The organism is Nocardia transvalensis NBRC 15921 (assembly GCF_000308875.1).
GTDB lineage: Bacteria > Actinomycetota > Actinomycetes > Mycobacteriales > Mycobacteriaceae > Nocardia > Nocardia transvalensis.
Genome location: NZ_BAGL01000125.1, coordinates 102,427 through 116,752, shown reverse-complemented (window position 1 = coordinate 116,752; position 14,326 = coordinate 102,427). Strand labels below are relative to the sequence as shown.

At 67.7% G+C, this 14,326-nt stretch carries 18 protein-coding genes; 6 read left to right on the top strand and 12 right to left on the bottom strand.

What is annotated here, in order from left to right; genetic code table 11:
- The first annotated feature begins 37 nt into the window (after positions 1-37).
- Positions 38-625 (top strand): TNT domain-containing protein, encoded by a 588-nt coding sequence (locus tag ON41_RS34630; protein WP_169336539.1) that lies wholly within the window; start codon positions 38-40, stop codon positions 623-625.
- A gap of 1 nt (position 626) precedes the next feature.
- A complete protein-coding gene (locus ON41_RS34625) occupies positions 627-881 on the top strand; it encodes a hypothetical protein (RefSeq protein ID WP_040752736.1) in 255 nt (84 codons plus the stop codon).
- A gap of 89 nt (positions 882-970) precedes the next feature.
- Here ON41_RS34625 and ON41_RS40875 read toward each other — a convergent pair whose 3' ends face one another.
- Positions 971-1,162 (bottom strand): DUF397 domain-containing protein, encoded by a 192-nt coding sequence (locus ON41_RS40875; protein ID WP_083905838.1) that lies wholly within the window; start codon positions 1,160-1,162, stop codon positions 971-973.
- Positions 1,159-2,070, bottom strand: coding sequence for a helix-turn-helix domain-containing protein (locus ON41_RS34620; RefSeq protein ID WP_157185738.1), 912 nt, complete (start codon positions 2,068-2,070; stop codon positions 1,159-1,161). The genes ON41_RS40875 and ON41_RS34620 overlap by 4 nt, the downstream gene beginning before the upstream one ends.
- A 381-nt stretch (positions 2,071-2,451) precedes the next feature.
- Between ON41_RS34620 and ON41_RS42045 the strand changes: the two genes are divergently transcribed.
- From ON41_RS42045 to ON41_RS34605, 4 genes are all read left to right on the top strand, one after another.
- On the top strand, positions 2,452-2,829 hold the full coding sequence (locus ON41_RS42045; RefSeq protein WP_157185737.1) for a hypothetical protein: 378 nt from the start codon (positions 2,452-2,454) through the stop codon (positions 2,827-2,829).
- On the top strand, positions 2,817-3,128 hold the full coding sequence (locus ON41_RS34615) for a transcription initiation factor IIE subunit alpha family protein (RefSeq protein ID WP_040752735.1): 312 nt from the start codon (positions 2,817-2,819) through the stop codon (positions 3,126-3,128). The genes ON41_RS42045 and ON41_RS34615 overlap by 13 nt, the downstream gene beginning before the upstream one ends.
- Positions 3,128-3,337: a hypothetical protein gene (locus tag ON41_RS34610; RefSeq protein ID WP_040752734.1), complete on the top strand. Its 210-nt coding sequence runs from the start codon at positions 3,128-3,130 to the stop codon at positions 3,335-3,337. The genes ON41_RS34615 and ON41_RS34610 overlap by 1 nt, the downstream gene beginning before the upstream one ends.
- Before the next feature lie 71 nt (positions 3,338-3,408).
- The gene (locus ON41_RS34605; protein WP_040752732.1) at positions 3,409-3,858 is read left to right on the top strand and encodes a nitroreductase/quinone reductase family protein; all 450 of its coding nucleotides are present in this window, start codon (positions 3,409-3,411) and stop codon (positions 3,856-3,858) included.
- A gap of 6 nt (positions 3,859-3,864) precedes the next feature.
- Here the strand turns inward: ON41_RS34605 and ON41_RS34600 are convergent, their stop codons facing one another.
- The 10 genes from ON41_RS34600 to ON41_RS34555 all read right to left on the bottom strand — a co-directional run bounded on the left by ON41_RS34600 (position 3,865) and on the right by ON41_RS34555 (position 14,316).
- Positions 3,865-5,016, bottom strand: a complete 1,152-nt coding sequence (locus tag ON41_RS34600; protein ID WP_040752731.1) for an acyl-CoA dehydrogenase family protein — start codon at positions 5,014-5,016, stop codon at positions 3,865-3,867.
- Positions 5,017-5,029: 13 nt separating this feature from the next.
- On the bottom strand, positions 5,030-6,175 hold the full coding sequence (locus tag ON41_RS34595; protein ID WP_040752730.1) for a thiolase family protein: 1,146 nt from the start codon (positions 6,173-6,175) through the stop codon (positions 5,030-5,032).
- A 2-nt stretch (positions 6,176-6,177) separates the two neighbouring features.
- Positions 6,178-6,999 (bottom strand): enoyl-CoA hydratase/isomerase family protein, encoded by an 822-nt coding sequence (locus ON41_RS34590; protein WP_040752729.1) that lies wholly within the window; start codon positions 6,997-6,999, stop codon positions 6,178-6,180.
- Positions 7,000-7,162: 163 nt separating this feature from the next.
- The gene (locus ON41_RS34585; RefSeq protein ID WP_040752727.1) at positions 7,163-8,377 is read right to left on the bottom strand and encodes a CaiB/BaiF CoA transferase family protein; all 1,215 of its coding nucleotides are present in this window, start codon (positions 8,375-8,377) and stop codon (positions 7,163-7,165) included.
- Positions 8,377-9,141 (bottom strand): SDR family NAD(P)-dependent oxidoreductase, encoded by a 765-nt coding sequence (locus ON41_RS34580; RefSeq protein WP_040752726.1) that lies wholly within the window; start codon positions 9,139-9,141, stop codon positions 8,377-8,379. The genes ON41_RS34585 and ON41_RS34580 overlap by 1 nt, the downstream gene beginning before the upstream one ends.
- Entirely contained in the window at positions 9,141-10,307 is a 1,167-nt protein-coding gene (locus ON41_RS34575) for an acyl-CoA dehydrogenase family protein (protein WP_040752725.1), read from the bottom strand. Before ON41_RS34575 ends, ON41_RS34580 begins: the two co-directional genes overlap by 1 nt.
- A gap of 39 nt (positions 10,308-10,346) precedes the next feature.
- Positions 10,347-10,715, bottom strand: a complete 369-nt coding sequence (locus ON41_RS34570; RefSeq protein ID WP_040752723.1) for a hypothetical protein — start codon at positions 10,713-10,715, stop codon at positions 10,347-10,349.
- Positions 10,712-11,467, bottom strand: coding sequence for an ABC transporter ATP-binding protein (locus ON41_RS34565; RefSeq protein WP_051163161.1), 756 nt, complete (start codon positions 11,465-11,467; stop codon positions 10,712-10,714). The genes ON41_RS34570 and ON41_RS34565 overlap by 4 nt, the downstream gene beginning before the upstream one ends.
- 34 nt (positions 11,468-11,501) lie before the next feature.
- The gene (locus tag ON41_RS34560) at positions 11,502-12,215 is read right to left on the bottom strand and encodes an ABC transporter ATP-binding protein (RefSeq protein WP_040752722.1); all 714 of its coding nucleotides are present in this window, start codon (positions 12,213-12,215) and stop codon (positions 11,502-11,504) included.
- A complete protein-coding gene (locus tag ON41_RS34555) occupies positions 12,193-14,316 on the bottom strand; it encodes a branched-chain amino acid ABC transporter permease (protein WP_040752721.1) in 2,124 nt (707 codons plus the stop codon). The genes ON41_RS34560 and ON41_RS34555 overlap by 23 nt, the downstream gene beginning before the upstream one ends.
- Positions 14,317-14,326: the final 10 nt, after the last annotated feature.

Sequence of the window (14,326 nt, the reverse complement as noted above, 5' to 3'; positions counted from 1 at the left end):
GCTGATCGGTCCGGCTTCGGCTGTGCAGGCCCAACCGGTGCCCGCGCAATCGGCCTGTAACCCCGGGACGCCCGACAATGCCTCCCCGACAACGAGTTTCTACGATCCGGGCAGGGAGTTTCTGGGGCCCGACCCACTGCCGCAGACGCCGCCGGTGCAGCCGCTGCTGGCCGGATATCAGCGGTTCGGTGGACTCGGGGTGAGCGATTTCGTCACCAAGTACCGCAACGACTCCGGCTGGATCTATCCGCCGGACGACGGGTTCCAGGTGGTCGGCGGGCACGCCGTGCGGCATCCGGAGGACATGACGCCCGGCCGGCGGATCGACCGATTCGGGTATGCCGGTGGGCGTTTCCTCGCACCGGCCGGAGACCTCTTCCCGTCACGCGCGCTGCCGCCGCAGAACCTCAACACACCCACCGGCACACCGCAGAGCAACTACCACCTCTACTGTGTCCTCAGGCCTTTCACGGTCGAGGCGGGCCCCATCGCCGCGTGGTTCGAACAGCCCGGCGGCGGAACCCAATTCCTGCTGCAAGCCGCGTACCTGCCCGAGGCCGGAACCGCGCTCAGCGTCACATGGCTGCTACAGAATGGATACCTCGTCGAGGAGAGGCCGGTCTGATATGGATCGCGAACAACTCGGTGCCGCGTTACTGGCCGCAGGGCTGCCGCCGGAGTCCTTCCAGATCCCTGGCGTGCACACCCACGACCCCTTGCCGACAGATTTCTGGTTCCTACGGCCCGGGCAGCCCGGCACCGGCTGGGAGGTCGGCGCGTTCGAACGCGGGAAATACGATGTCAGAGAACGGTTCAGCAGCGAGTCGGACGCATCGGCCTGGTTGTACCGCACCCTTACCGGCCACGACGCACCCGGGTGAGCCACGGGCGGGCGGCCGAGATGGTCGAGCCCGGCACTCTTCGAAGAGTGCCGGGCTCGCACGCGCTCATGCGTTCTACGGGATAGTGGTTATGCGTTGGGGCGCTTGAACTCTCCGCTTTCCATTCTTGCTGTGAACGCGTCCCATTCACCGGGTGTGAATGTCAGGTGGCCAGCATCGGGGTTCTTGCTGTCACGGACGCCCACTTGGCCGTCTGGTAACCAGGCAACCTCGACGCACTGGCCTTGATTCTGACTGCGGCTCGACTTGAACCAGTTCATTTCTGGTACCTCTTGATTACGGATTTGATTAGTTGGCGGGTGTTGCTCTGACTGTAGGACTCCTTACGGAGAACATTAACAAACCTCACATAATCGTCCACAACCGCAGGGTCGTCCACGTATGCAGTCCTCCATGCGGATTCCAGAAATGCCAAAGTAGGCTCTTGCATTTCTCCTGATCGCGCCTCCGGAAAATCAAGGATGTTGAAAGTAGCATTCGCCATGCCGAGCGGATACCCGGCCGAGAATGGGTGAACACGCAGCGTGACATTCGGGCTCTGACTCGCGTCCAAGAGAAAGCGCAGCTGTTCGTGCATGACATCTGGCCCGTCAATCTGCTGATACAGCGCAGATTCATCGATAACTGCCTCGAATTGCATCGGGTGAACAGACCGCTTGATCGCGCGTTGCCGATCCATCCGTAGCTTGACGAGCCGATCGACTGCGGACGAGTCCAGCTCGTTGTTGTTCTCGACCCACCTCCTGGTTATGCCCCTCGCGTAGGCAAGCGTCTGTAGCAATCCAGGCATCGTGAGCGAGTAGGAGAATTGCCGCACAGCAATCAATTCCAGTCCGATGAAGAGTTGGAACGTATCGGAGATGATGTCCCCGTAGTTCTCGATCGGCGAGCGCTGCTTCGCGGCCTCCGCCAGCTCCAACACGAACTTGGTTCGCTCCTCATCGAACTCGTACAACTCGCAGAGCGCCCTGATATGCGGCCGTGAGATGCGCGCGTTCCGCCCGGTCTCGTACCGCTGTAGCGCCGCCTTGGACAAATCGACCAGCATCGCGGCGCGCGCGATGGACAGGCCGGCCGTGTCGCGCCCGTCCCGCAGGATGCGGGCGAGTTGCCGCCTCGGGAGCGTCGGCATCCGCGGATTGTCATCTGCCTGGCTGTGGTCTGTCACTATCTGAACCTCCCCGTTCCTAGTGATGACTCAGCGCGCTAAAGCGAATCAACGCTAACACGCAAAGTGAGTCGTACAACGTGAGTCGGATCATGCGGAAACACAACAAATTCGGCCGCACTCGATTGAATCGCCCGTTTTCGCTGGTGGTAGCCGCATGGCTGTGCTGTTCTGTGTCCAGGGTGGTCGAACGCACAGGGCACCCGGCGGATACAACGGACATTCGCTCGAGCGAGCATACGGCACCGACCTCGCGATCCGCCTCCGGCACCCCGACGCGTTCGACGTTCCGCCCCGATTTCGACCGCGATTCCCGGTACGACACAACGCATTAGACGCATCTGGGGGCTCTATACCTATGGAAACAAGACAGACTCGCCCATGCCGTTCGCGGTCGCGGTGGTCCGGGTGACCGCCTGGGCTGCGGCTCTCACGGTGCTGTCGATATTGGCGGTCGCGTTCAGCTTCGTCATCGGCCTGTCGTGCCTGTGGCCTGCGGACCATCATGACGACGAGCGTCCCCTCGCCCGGACACACCATCCGCGCGAACGTGCCGTGAATCCTCTTGCGGCACAGAAATTCTTAGCCGCCTGCACCCCGCCGACGCACCCACTGAGCATCGCGGAGGCGCACCGGGAAATGCAGCTGCACCGCGAATGCCGCTGCGCAAGACAGCGTTTCGCATTGCAGACCCTCATCGAAGCCGGTCGCCTCAGACCGGACAGTCATCGGGAGCGCCCACAATCATGGACTTTGTGAACCAGCGCGTGAGCGAGAACGCCGCGACACCGTTCACCACGGTCATGGCGCGCGTCGCCGCCGCGGAGATGGCCGTGCTCGATCTGCTGGCGCGCGTGCCGTGGCTGACCGTCACACAGCTGGCGGCCGAGATCGAGCTGGATCAGTGGGTAGTGCGCTGGGCGGTGATCCGCCTCGGCACTCAGCGGTTGATCGAGCGGCGCGGCGGCCCGGATACGGACGCCTGGCGTATCACCTGGCGCGGCAAGGCGTTCCTGAAACAGATCGCGCGTGACCTCGAGCCGCGTGGGCGCACCTGATGCCGATCACGGATTACATGTTCCCGCACGATCCGGATCGTGAACGCGCGGCGTGGATGGAAAGGCGCGCGCGGAGAGCGGGATACCGGATGGACCGCTCGATCGCGGGCACCGGCGGCGACGGCTACCGGCTGTGCGATGCCGAAACCGGATACGAATACATCCGATCCCGCACTCTCGACGCCATCGAGGAATACCTCAACTCATGACACGGAGTAACGGCCGAATGGTCCGGTAATGGATTCCCTCGATCGGTGGTACTACCGTGGCTGCGGTGACGATGCCCAGTGATATTCGCGCATTCAACCGGTCGGTGGTCGAGAACTTCCGCGACAACGGCGGGCAGATCACCATGGAAGGAATGCTGCGGGGTTCCGATCTGGTTCTGCTGACGACCACCGGGGCGCGCAGTGGCAACCCGCACGTGGTGCCGCTGGGCTACCTCACCGACGATGCGGACCGGATCGTGTTGTGGGCGTCCAATATGGCCGCGCCCAGCCATCCGGCGTGGTATCGGAACTTGGTGGCGAACCCGCAGGTGCTCGTCGAACGCCGGACCCCCGAGGGCATCGACCGGTTCCCGGCCACCGCGCACACCGCGACAGGCACCGAGCGCACACGCCTGCTCGGCCTGCTCGCCGAACGGTATCCGCACATGGCGGCGCATCAAGAGCAGACCGAGCGCGAGATCCCACTGGTCGTGGTGGAACGAAACAGCACCGGCCACTGACACCGTTCAGGACAGGCCCAGATCCCGTGCCACGATCATCTTCATGACCTCGCTGGTACCCGCGTAGATGCGGGCGACACGGGCGTCGGTGTACAGGCGCGCGATCGGGTACTCCATCATGTAGCCGTAGCCGCCGAACAGTTGCAGGCAGCGATCCACGACGCGGGCCTGAACCTCGGTGCAGAACAGCTTCACCCTGGCGGCGTCGGCACCGGTGAGGCAACCGTCCAAGAGATCCGCAACAGCCCGGTCGATCATCGTCTGCGCGGCCTCGACCTCCGCGGACATCGCCGCCAGCTCGAATTTCGTGTTCTGGAACGAGGCGACCGGCGTCCCGAATGCCTTGCGCTGCTTGGTGTAATCGATGGTCGCCTGGATGGCGGCGCGGGCCTGGGCGACCGATCCGACGGCCACCGTCAGCCGTTCCTGAGGCAGGTTGTGGCCCAGGTAGCCGAACGCCGCGCCCTCCTCGCCGAGCCGGTTGGCCACCGGCACCCGGACGTCGCTGAAGGACAGCTCCATGGTGTCCTGCACCTTGCAGCCCATCTTCTCCAGCATGCGACCGCGGGTGAAACCGGGCATCCCGTCCTCGACGACCAGCAGCGTCAGGCCCGCGCGGCGGTTGTCCGGATCGGTGGAGGTGCGGGCCACCACGATCACCAGGTCGGCGAGCAGGCCGCCGGTGATGAAGGTCTTGGCGCCGTTGAGGATGTAGTCGTCGCCGTCGCGGACCGCGGTGCTCCGCATGCCCGCGAGATCCGATCCCGTGCCCGGTTCGGTCATGGCGATCGCGGTGAGCAGCCGGCCCGTGGCCAGGCCCGGGAACCAGCGCTCGCGCTGCGCGTCGTCGGCGTATTCGAGGAAGTACGGCAGGATGACGTCGAGCTGAGTGCGGACGGTGCCGAGGGTGACCAGCGCGCGCGCCGCCTCCTCCTGGAGGATCACGTTGTAGCGGTAGTCCCGCAGTCCCGCGCCGCCGTACTCCTCGGGCAGGGCGAAGCCGAGCAGTCCGAGGTCGCCCATCTCGGTGAAGATCTCCAGCGGCAGCACGCCGGACTTCTCCCACTCGGGGTAGTCCGGCACGATCCGCTTCTCGACGAAATCGCGGGCCAGTTCGCGGAACGCCTCGTGATCGCCGGTGAACAGCTCTCGTCGCACGCCGTGCCTCCGTTCAGGAAATCAGTTCGACGACAGTGGCATTGGCGGTACCGCCGCCTTCGCACATGGTTTGCAGGCCATAGCGGATGCCGTTATCGCGCATGTGGTGGATCATCCGGGTCATCAGTACGGCGCCGGAGCCGCCGAGCGGGTGGCCCAGCGCGATCGCCCCGCCGAGCGGATTCGTCAGCGCCGGATCGGCGCCGGTCTCCGCCAGCCAGGCCAGCGGGACGGGGGCGAACGCCTCGTTCACCTCGAAGACGCCGATATCCGCGAGCGCCAAACCCGCCTTCCCCAAAGCCTTCTCGGTCGCGGGGATCGGGCCGGTGAGCATGAGCACCGGGTCCGAACCTGCCACCGCGCCCGCGCGATACCGCACCAGCGGGGTGAGGCCGAGTTCGCGCGCCTTCTCCGGAGTGGTCACCAGCAGGGCCGCCGCACCGTCGGAGATCTGCGAGGAGTTGCCCGCGTGGATCACGCCGTCGTCCTGGAATGCCGGTTTCAGGGTCGAGAGCTTCTCGGCGGTGGTGCCGCGCCGGATGCCCTCATCGGCTGTGAACGCACCGGATTCGGTTGGCACAGAGACGATCTGGGCGGTGAACGCACCGGCATCCTGGGCTGCGGCGGCACGCTCATGCGAGAGGGCAGAGTACTCGTCCACCTGGGTACGGCTGAATCCCCACTTCTCCGCGATCAATTCGGCCGAGATGCCCTGGTTGAAGGAGAAGTCGTCGTAGCGTGCGAGTGCCTTCGGCCCGTACGGCTGCCCCGAGGCACGAGCCGCACCGAGGGGCACCCGGCTCATAACCTCCACACCGCCCGCGACGACCACGTCCTGCTGCCCGGACAAGACAGCCTGCGCGGCGAAATCCAGTGCCTGCTGGCTGGATCCGCAGGCGCGGTTCACGGTGGTGCCCGGGATACTCTCCGGCCAGCCCGCCGCCAGGACGGCGTAGCGGCCGATATTGCTGGACTGGTCGCCCACCTGGGAGACACAACCCCAGATCACGTCGTCGATCACGGCCGGATCCACGCCGGTGCGCTCGGCCAGCGCGTTCAGCACGAGGGCCGACAGGTCGGCCGGATGCTCGCCCGACAGCGCGCCGTTGCGTTTGCCGACGGCGGTGCGGACCGCGCCCGCGATGACTACCTCACGCATATTCAACTCCCGTTCTCGGACTGTGCGCGGATCGGCGGGCGCCGGACGGTCCACTGTCCGGTGAACCGCGGTTCGCGTCGTTCGGCGAAGGCGGCGAACGCCTCCGGGGCATCGGCGGTCGCGAAATTGAGGCCCTGGGCGCGGGCCTCGGCCGCGAGCGCCTCCCGCAGCGTCGCATCGGCGCCCTCGTTCAGCAATGCCTTGGTCTGTGCCAGCGCGACCGGCGGTCCGGCGGCGAGGCGCGCGCCGAGGTCGGTGGTGAACTCGTCGATCTCCTCCGCCGGGACCATCCAGGTGACCAGGCCCAGGTCCCGGGCCTGCCTGGCGTCGATGGTCTCCGCCAGCAGCGTCAGCCTTTTCGCCTGCTGCAACCCAACCAGTTTGGGCAGCAGCCAGGACCCGCCGAGATCCATCGACAGCCCGCGCCGCGTAAAGATCTGCGCGAAGGTCGATTCCGGCGTGGCGACCACGAGATCGCACCCCAGCGCCAGATTCCAGCCCGCACCCACCGCCACCCCGCCGACCTTCGCGACCGTCGGCTGCGGCACCTCGTGCAGCAGCACCGCGACATCGGTGAGCGCCCGCATCCGGTAGACCGGATGGTTGTTGTCCGGCACGGAGATATCGGCCCCGGAACAGAACGCGCCGCCGGCCCCGGTGATGACCAGGGCCCGCACGGAACGATCGGAGGTGGTGTCCCGCAACGCCTCCGCCAGCCTGGACCACAGCTCGGCGTCGATGGCGTTCTTGCGGTGCGGGCGATTGAGGGTGAGCGTGCGCACGTGGTCCCGGTCTTCGGACAACAGGACTGGCTCGTCAGTCACGAGACCACCCGGCTCTCATCACCTTGCGAACAGCCCACCGTCTGCATTCGCGAACGGCCTACCTCCATTTTCCGGCACGCTTTTGGCCGGAATCCACCGGTGGTAGCGAGATTCCGGCCAAAAGCGTGCCGGAAAAATGGTGGGGCGGGTGTCGTAACGGTCGTCATTCATCGCCGCCGATCACGCGCGCCGTGCGCAGTTCGGCGAGTTCCTCAGCGGTGCAGCCGAGTTCGGTCAACACCGCGTCCGTGTGAGCGCCGAGGGCCGGGACCGGGTTCATCGGGGGTTCATAGCCCTCCAGGATGGCCGGAGGTAGCAGGGACGGGATGGGCCCACCGGGGGTGTCCACTGTCCGCCAGCGGTCACGTTCGACCAGCTGCGGGTGGTCGATCACCTCGCTGGGCCGGTTGTACCGGGAGTTGCCGATGCCAGCGTCGTCGGCGGTCTTCTGGATCTCCGCCAGGTTGTGCCGCGCACACCACGCGGCGATGTCCTCGTCCAGCTCGGCGCGGTGCGCGACCCGGCCCGGGTTGGTCCGGAAACGTTCGGCCGCAGCCAGATCCGGCCGACCGAGAATCTCCGCGGCCAGGCGCTGCCATTCGCGGTCGTTGGTGGTGCCGAGTACGACCGTCTGGCCGTCGGCGGTGGGATACGCCCCGTAGGGGGCGACGGCGGGGGAACTCATGCCGAGCGGCTGCTGATCGATTCCGGCGTGGCGGGCGTAGGTCAGGTGGTAGCCCATCATCTCGGCCATGGTGTCGAACAGGCTCACGGCGATCGTGCCGCTGTGCGGCGCACCGCGCGCCTTGCCCTGGAGTGCGGCCAGAATCGACAGCGCCGCATACAGTCCCGTCGTCACATCCGCGACGGGCGGGCCGGGCTTGGCGGGGGCGTCGGCGGTCCCGGTCACCGCGCACACCCCGGATTCCGCCTGGACGAGCAGGTCGTAGGCGCGCTTGTGGGACAGCGGGCCGCCGGCCCCGAACCCGTCGATCTCCACCGCGATCAGGTCCGGGTAGCGGGCCGACAGATCCGCGGGCGCCAGCCCCAGCCGCGCGGTGGCGCCGGGTGCGAGATTCGACACCAGGACGTCCGCCCGCGCCAGCAGTCTGTGTAGAAGGCCCACGCCTGCTTCGGATTTCAGGTCGAGGGTGATCGACTCCTTACCGCGGTTCACCCAGACGAAGTGGGCGGCCTGACCGTGCACCACATCGTCGTAGTAGCGGGCGAAGTCGCCGCCCGACGGATTCTCCACCTTGATCACGCGGGCGCCGAAATCGGCCAGCGTCCGGGTGCACATCGGCGCCGACACCGCCTGTTCCAGGGCCACGACCGTGATCCCCGCCAGCGGACCCGGGTGTCCCGGCTCGCCGTCCATCAGATCACCGTGCCGCCGTCCACCGGCAGCACCTGCCCGGTGATGAACGACGCGGCGTCGGAGGCCAGGAAGACGAACGCGCCCGCGACCTCCTCGGGTTCGGCCCAGCGGCGCAACAGGATCCGGTCGAGCATCTGCCCCGAGAACTTCTCGTCCGTGCGGATGGTCTCGGTCATCGGCGTCGCCGCCAGCGGCGCGAGCGCATTGACGAGAATGTTCTTGCGCGCCAGTTCTTTCGCCAGCGACTTGGTGATGCCGATGATCGCCGCCTTGGCCGCCGAGTAATTCACCTGCCCGAGGGTGCCCACCAGTCCCGCGGCGGAGGTGACGTTGATGACCCGGCCGGTTCCGTCGGTGGGCAGGTAGGCCAGGGCGGCCTGCGTGCAGTTGATGGTGCCGAGAGCGTGAATATCGAACAGCCGCTTGACCGACTCGGCGGAGGTCTTCGGGAACATCGCGGGCGCGGTGACACCGGCGTTGTTCACGACGATGTGCAGTGCGCCGCCCGCCAGGCTCGCAGCCCGTTCGGCGGCGGCGTCGGCCGCCTCCCTATCGGTGACATCGAACGCGAAACTCGCTGCCGTGCCGCCGTTTCCGGTGATCTTCTCCGCGACCGCGGCCGCCGCGCCCCCGTCGAGGTCGGTGACGAGCACAGCCGCGCCCGCGGCGGCCAGCGCCTGCGCGACGGCCGAGCCGATCCCGCCGGCCGCGCCGGTGACCAGGGCCGCGCGGCCGGTGAGATCGAACAGTGTCTGAGTGGCCATCAGTAGCTCCTCGGCAATCCCAGGGTGTGCGAACCCAGGTAGTTCAGGATCATTTCCTGGCTGACCGGCGCGATGCGCATCACGCGCGCCTCCCGGAAGTAGCGGGAGACGTGATACTCCTCCGAGTACCCCATCCCGCCGTGGGTCTGCAATGCCCGGTCCGCGGCGGTGAAGCCGGCGTCGGCGCACAGGTATTTGGCGGTATTCGCCTCGCGCCCACAGGATTTCCCGTTGTCGTAGCGCCAGGTGGCCTTCCGCAGGATGAGTTCGGCGGCGTCCAGCCGGGCCAGCGAGTCGGCCAGCGGGAACTGGATGGCCTGGTTCATGCCGATCGGCCGGTCGAAGACCACGCGCTCCTTGGCGTAGCGCACGGCCCGGTCCAGCGCGACCCGGCCGAGGCCCAGCGCCTCGGCGGCGATCAGCATCCGCTCCGGGTTGAGCCCGTCGAGCAGGTACCGGAAGCCTTGGCCTTCCTCGCCGACCCTGTCCTCCACCGGAATACGCAGATCGTCGATGAACACCTCGTTGGATGTCACCGCATTGCGGCCCATCTTGGCGATCGGCCGGATGTCGACGTGCGCGCGATCGAGGTCGGTGAGGAACAGCGTCATGCCGTCGGTCTTCTTGGTGACCTCGTCGTAGCGCTGCGTCCGGGTGAGCAGCAGGATCTTCTCCGACTCCATGGCCTTGGAGATCCATACCTTGCGCCCGTTCACGACGTAGTGGTCGCCGTCGCGGCGCGCGAAGGTCTGGATGCGCGGAGTGTCCAGTCCCGCACCGGGTTCCGTCACACCGAAGCAGACGTGCAGGTCGCCGGTCGCCACCCGCGGCAGGGTGCGCTTCTTCAGTTCCTCGGACCCGTGCACCACCACCGGATGCATGCCGAAGATCGACATGTGGATCGAGCTGGCCGCGTTCATGCCGCCGCCCGAGCGGGAGACCTCCTCGGCCAGCAGCGTGGCCTCGGTGATGCCGAGGCCGTGCCCGCCGTACTCCTCCGGGATGGTCAGGCCCAGCCAGCCGCCCGACGCGATGGCCTGATAGAACTCCGTGGGGAATTCGTGGTCCCGATCCTTCTCCATCCAGTAGTGGTCGTCGAATTTCCGGCACAGTTCGGCCACCGACGTCCGGATCAGCTCCTGATCCTCGGACAGCTCGAAATTCATGCCTGCGGCAGTGTCATCGGACACGTGCACACCTCCCTCTCAGGGCGTCGAACCCACACCGTCCAGCCGAATCTCGTTTCCCACCAAACGATTTCCCAGTTCATCCAGATCATGAGCCTGGCGGGCCAGCCAGAATCGCAGGAAGTTGGTGAGCGAGTAGCGCAGGAACAGCGCCGCGCCCGCGACCGTCACGGCGACCCCGGCTACGGCGAGGGTGATGGCGTCGCGCTGGGTCAGCGGGTCGGTCGTGCCGTGCGACAGGAAGTACGCCAGCACCGCGATCACCGGCCCGGCCACCATCAGCACGACGCCCAGGCGCAGCCACAGCCCGGAGCGGCCGGCGGCGGGATCGGGAATCTTCAGGTCTTGCAGTTCGCGGACGAAGCGGTCCGCGCGTGATTCGGTCATGTGGAACTTCCTAGATAGAGGGCTGCCAATTCGTCACGGATCGCGTCCGGATGTCCCTGCCGCGAGACCCGCCCGCGCACCAGGACCGCGGCGTGGTCGGCGATGCCGAGGACGGCGGCCGCGAACTGCTCGACCACCAGCACCGCGACGCCCTGGCGGGCGATCTCGGCCACCTCCTCGTAGAGCTGCGCGACGACCAGCGGCGCGAGGCCCATCGAGAGTTCGTCGAGCAGCAGGACCGCCGGATCGGTGACCAGCCCGCGCGCCAGCGCCAGCATCTGCTGTTCGCCGCCGGACATGGTGCCCGCGATCTGGCCCGCGCGTTTACCGAGGATCGGGAACCGCCCGAACGCGATCTCCTCGATCTCCGCGCGCGGCCGCCCCGTGAACGTCATCATCAGCAGGTTGTCGCGCACGGTGAGATTGGGAAACACGCCGCGCCCCTCGGGAATCAGGCACACCCCCGCCCGCGCCAGATCCCGCGGCTCGGCCCCCGTCACATCCCGCCCGCCGAGCAGCAACTGCCCGGACGCCGCCGGATGGATCCCCGCGATCACCTTCAGCGCGGTGGTCTTCCCCGCCCCATTGGGCCCCAGCAACGCCACCACCTGCCCCGCCGCGACATCGAGATCGACTCCGTGCAGGACGGTGATGGCATCGTAGGCGGCGCGGACGGACCGGAGGGCCAGCAGGCTGGTCGGGGGCACTTCGGGTGTCGCCGTGATGGTTTCGGTTGCACTGGGCAGACTCATGGGTCCTCCCGCCTTCCGATAGACGTAGCAGCACTCATATGTCCCCCAAGTACGCTGCCCGCACCACTTCGTCGTCACGGACGACCTCCGGGGACCCCGAGGCGATGACCTTGCCCAGGTCCAGCACGTACACCTCGTCGCAGACGCTCATCACCAGGCCCATATCGTGTTCGACGAGCAGGACGGCGGTGCCGTCGTCGGCCAGGGAACGCAGCAGCCCGCCGAAGCGTTCGGTTTCGGTGTGGTCCTGGCCGGCGGCGGGCTCGTCCAGCAGGATCAGGCTGGGGCGGGCGGCCACGGCCCGGCCGACCTCGACCAGGCGGGCGGTGCCGGTCGGCAGGTCGTCGGCGGGGGTGTCGGCGACCTCCTCGAGGCCAAGGCGATCGATGATCTCGCCGACGATCCGGCCGGCCTGCCGCCGGTGTTTGCCGAGTTCGGCGGCGACCAGCAGGTTGTCGCGAACGGTCAAGCGGCCGAACAGTTCCAGCCGCTGGAACGTGCGAGCCAGGCCGTGCCGGGCCCGCCGCGCCGGGCCCAGCCGGGTGACGTCGGCGCCGCCGATCGCCACCCGCCCGCGGGTCGGCTTGCGCAAACCACAGATCACGTCGAACAGCGTGCTCTTGCCGGCGCCGTTGGGGCCGATCAGTCCGGTCACCGCGCCGCGTTCGGCCCGCAACCCCGCACCGTCGAGCGCGCGGTTGCCGCCGAAGACGACGGTGACATCGTCAACTTCCAGTAGCGACGGCACGATTCAGCACCTCCCCGTCCTCGGTCTCCCAGGGCCGCTTGATGCCCCACCACTCCACCGGCACCTCCACCGGCCCGGGTTCCGGCCGCGTCCGTGTGCGATGCCAGATGAGGGCGGCGACCGCGGCCACGACCGCGCCGCCGGTGAACATCCACCCGTCGATCACGTCGCCCACGCGCAGCGCCCACAGCGCCAGCAGGACGAGGACCAGCACCGGCGCGACAAGACGGTCGCGCAGCATCGGGAACCAGTCCTTGCGCATCGGCGCGATGGCCCCCTCACGCAGGACGCCGCCGCCGAAGGCGATACCGCCCAGCGACGGCAGCACCTGAGCGAGGCTCTGCAACCCGGGCCACAGCACGGGAATCACGTTGAGCGGTCCGGCGAATACCAGCCCGGTGAACATGCCCGCGCCCACCACGCCGAGCCCGGCGATGGTGACGATCAGGAAGATAGGCAGTCCTGCAACAAGATTGAACTGATCCGGAGCGACCGCCCGCAACTGCATGCCGTACAGCGCCCCGCCCAGCCCGGCGATGGCCGCCGACAGCGTGAACACCAGCACCCGCGCGACCAGCAGCCCGCCGCCGAGGGTGGCGTAGGCGGCCTCGCTGTCGCGCAGGGCGATCAGCCGCCGCCCGAACCTGCTGCGCCGCAACAGCGCCACGGCCAGGCCCGCCAGCGCCAGGCAGACGGCGGCGAAGACGGTCACCTCGGCGGTGCTGTCGAGGTTCAGCCCGAACAGGTGCGGCCCGACCAGCGAGACCGAGCCCTGATCGAACAGCGAGATCCGCACGCCCAGCAGCTCGAACGAGGGCAGCGTGAAGATCCACCGATCGAGGATCACGGCGAAAGCCGCTGTCGCCAAGGCCATATAGATCCCCGACAGCCGCAGCGCCGGCACCGCCACCACCGCACCGACCACCCCCGCGATCCCCATGGCCGCCGGCAGTGCCCACCACTGCCCGTCCGGCCCGAGATGCGCGTAGGCCACCGCGCCGACACCGGCGAGGCTGAGCTGGCACAGCGAGATCTGCCCCGCGAATCCCAGCAGCGGCACGTACGACAGCGCGATCACGCCCCACGCGAACATGGCGCCGTAGGTGATCAGATCCGGCTCGCTGAGCATGGTGGCCAGCATCAGCCCGAACACCACGATCACCACCGCGAAGGCCGCCGAGCCCGGAATCGTCGGCAGCGGAACGGGTTTGAGCTTGCGGTCGCGCCCGCGCAACCGGCCGTGCGGGAACACCAGCAGCGCCACGAACAGCAGCAGCGCGGGCGCCGCCAGCCGCAGGCCGGGCAGATAGGCGTTGTGCGGGAGATATCCGGTCAGATAGCTCTCCAGCAGGCCCACCACCACGGCCCCCGCGAAGGTCATCGGCAGATTCCGCAGCCGGCCGAAGATCGCCGCCGTGTAGGCGCTGACGATGAGCAGCGACAGCTGCGCGGCGTCCAGCGCCACCGTCGGCGCGATCAGGATGCCGCCGATCGCGGCCAGCTCGATGCCCAGGATCCACGCGATCCGGTTGGCCCGCCGCGGATCGGCGCCGGTGAGCCCGACCAGCGCGCGATCGTCCACGGTCGCCCGCATCTCCGCGCCGGTCCTGGTGCGGTACAGCAGGATTCGCAGCGCGACGGCGACCGCGACGGCGACCGCCATGGTGAGCGCCTGATGCCAGGTGAGCGTGACCGCGCCGAGGTCGATCGAGGACTTGTCCGCGAAGAACCGCGGCAGCGACCGCGACTTGTTCGGATCCCAGATCCACCGCGCCACCACGATCAGGCCGCTGAGCAGCGCGACGGTCATCACCAGCTTCTCGGCGTCACCCAGGCCCTGCGTGGGGGCCAGCGCCTTGCCGAACAGCAGGCCGAACAGCGGCGCGAACACCAGCAGCACCGCGACGATCGCCACCGGAACCGGCCAGCCCCAGCCGATCGTCAACTGCCAGTACACGAATGCCGAGATCATGCCCGCGGCGCCGTGCGCGAAGTTGAACACACCGGTCGTGGTGTAGGTGAGCACCAGTCCGCTGCCGATGACGGCGTAGATGGCCGCGGTGCTGAGACCGACGATCCCGAACGCGAGGAACTGCTCCATCAGCGTCCCG

Excerpts from the sequence above, each read along its gene's own strand:
- ON41_RS34625 (WP_040752736.1), top strand. The coding sequence starts at position 627 with ATGGATCGCGAACAACTCGGTGCCGCGTTACTGGCCGCAGGGCTGCCG.
- ON41_RS40875 (WP_083905838.1), bottom strand. The coding sequence starts at position 1,162 with ATGAACTGGTTCAAGTCGAGCCGCAGTCAGAATCAAGGCCAGTGCGTC.
- ON41_RS42045 (WP_157185737.1), top strand. The coding sequence starts at position 2,452 with ATGCCGTTCGCGGTCGCGGTGGTCCGGGTGACCGCCTGGGCTGCGGCT.
- ON41_RS34615 (WP_040752735.1), top strand. The coding sequence starts at position 2,817 with ATGGACTTTGTGAACCAGCGCGTGAGCGAGAACGCCGCGACACCGTTC.
- ON41_RS34610 (WP_040752734.1), top strand. The coding sequence starts at position 3,128 with ATGCCGATCACGGATTACATGTTCCCGCACGATCCGGATCGTGAACGC.
- ON41_RS34605 (WP_040752732.1), top strand. The coding sequence starts at position 3,409 with ATGCCCAGTGATATTCGCGCATTCAACCGGTCGGTGGTCGAGAACTTC.
- ON41_RS34595 (WP_040752730.1), bottom strand. The coding sequence starts at position 6,175 with ATGCGTGAGGTAGTCATCGCGGGCGCGGTCCGCACCGCCGTCGGCAAA.
- ON41_RS34585 (WP_040752727.1), bottom strand. The coding sequence starts at position 8,377 with ATGGACGGCGAGCCGGGACACCCGGGTCCGCTGGCGGGGATCACGGTC.
- ON41_RS34580 (WP_040752726.1), bottom strand. The coding sequence starts at position 9,141 with ATGGCCACTCAGACACTGTTCGATCTCACCGGCCGCGCGGCCCTGGTC.
- ON41_RS34575 (WP_040752725.1), bottom strand. The coding sequence starts at position 10,307 with ATGAATTTCGAGCTGTCCGAGGATCAGGAGCTGATCCGGACGTCGGTG.
- ON41_RS34570 (WP_040752723.1), bottom strand. The coding sequence starts at position 10,715 with ATGACCGAATCACGCGCGGACCGCTTCGTCCGCGAACTGCAAGACCTG.
- ON41_RS34565 (WP_051163161.1), bottom strand. The coding sequence starts at position 11,467 with ATGAGTCTGCCCAGTGCAACCGAAACCATCACGGCGACACCCGAAGTG.
- ON41_RS34555 (WP_040752721.1), bottom strand. The coding sequence starts at position 14,316 with ATGGAGCAGTTCCTCGCGTTCGGGATCGTCGGTCTCAGCACCGCGGCC.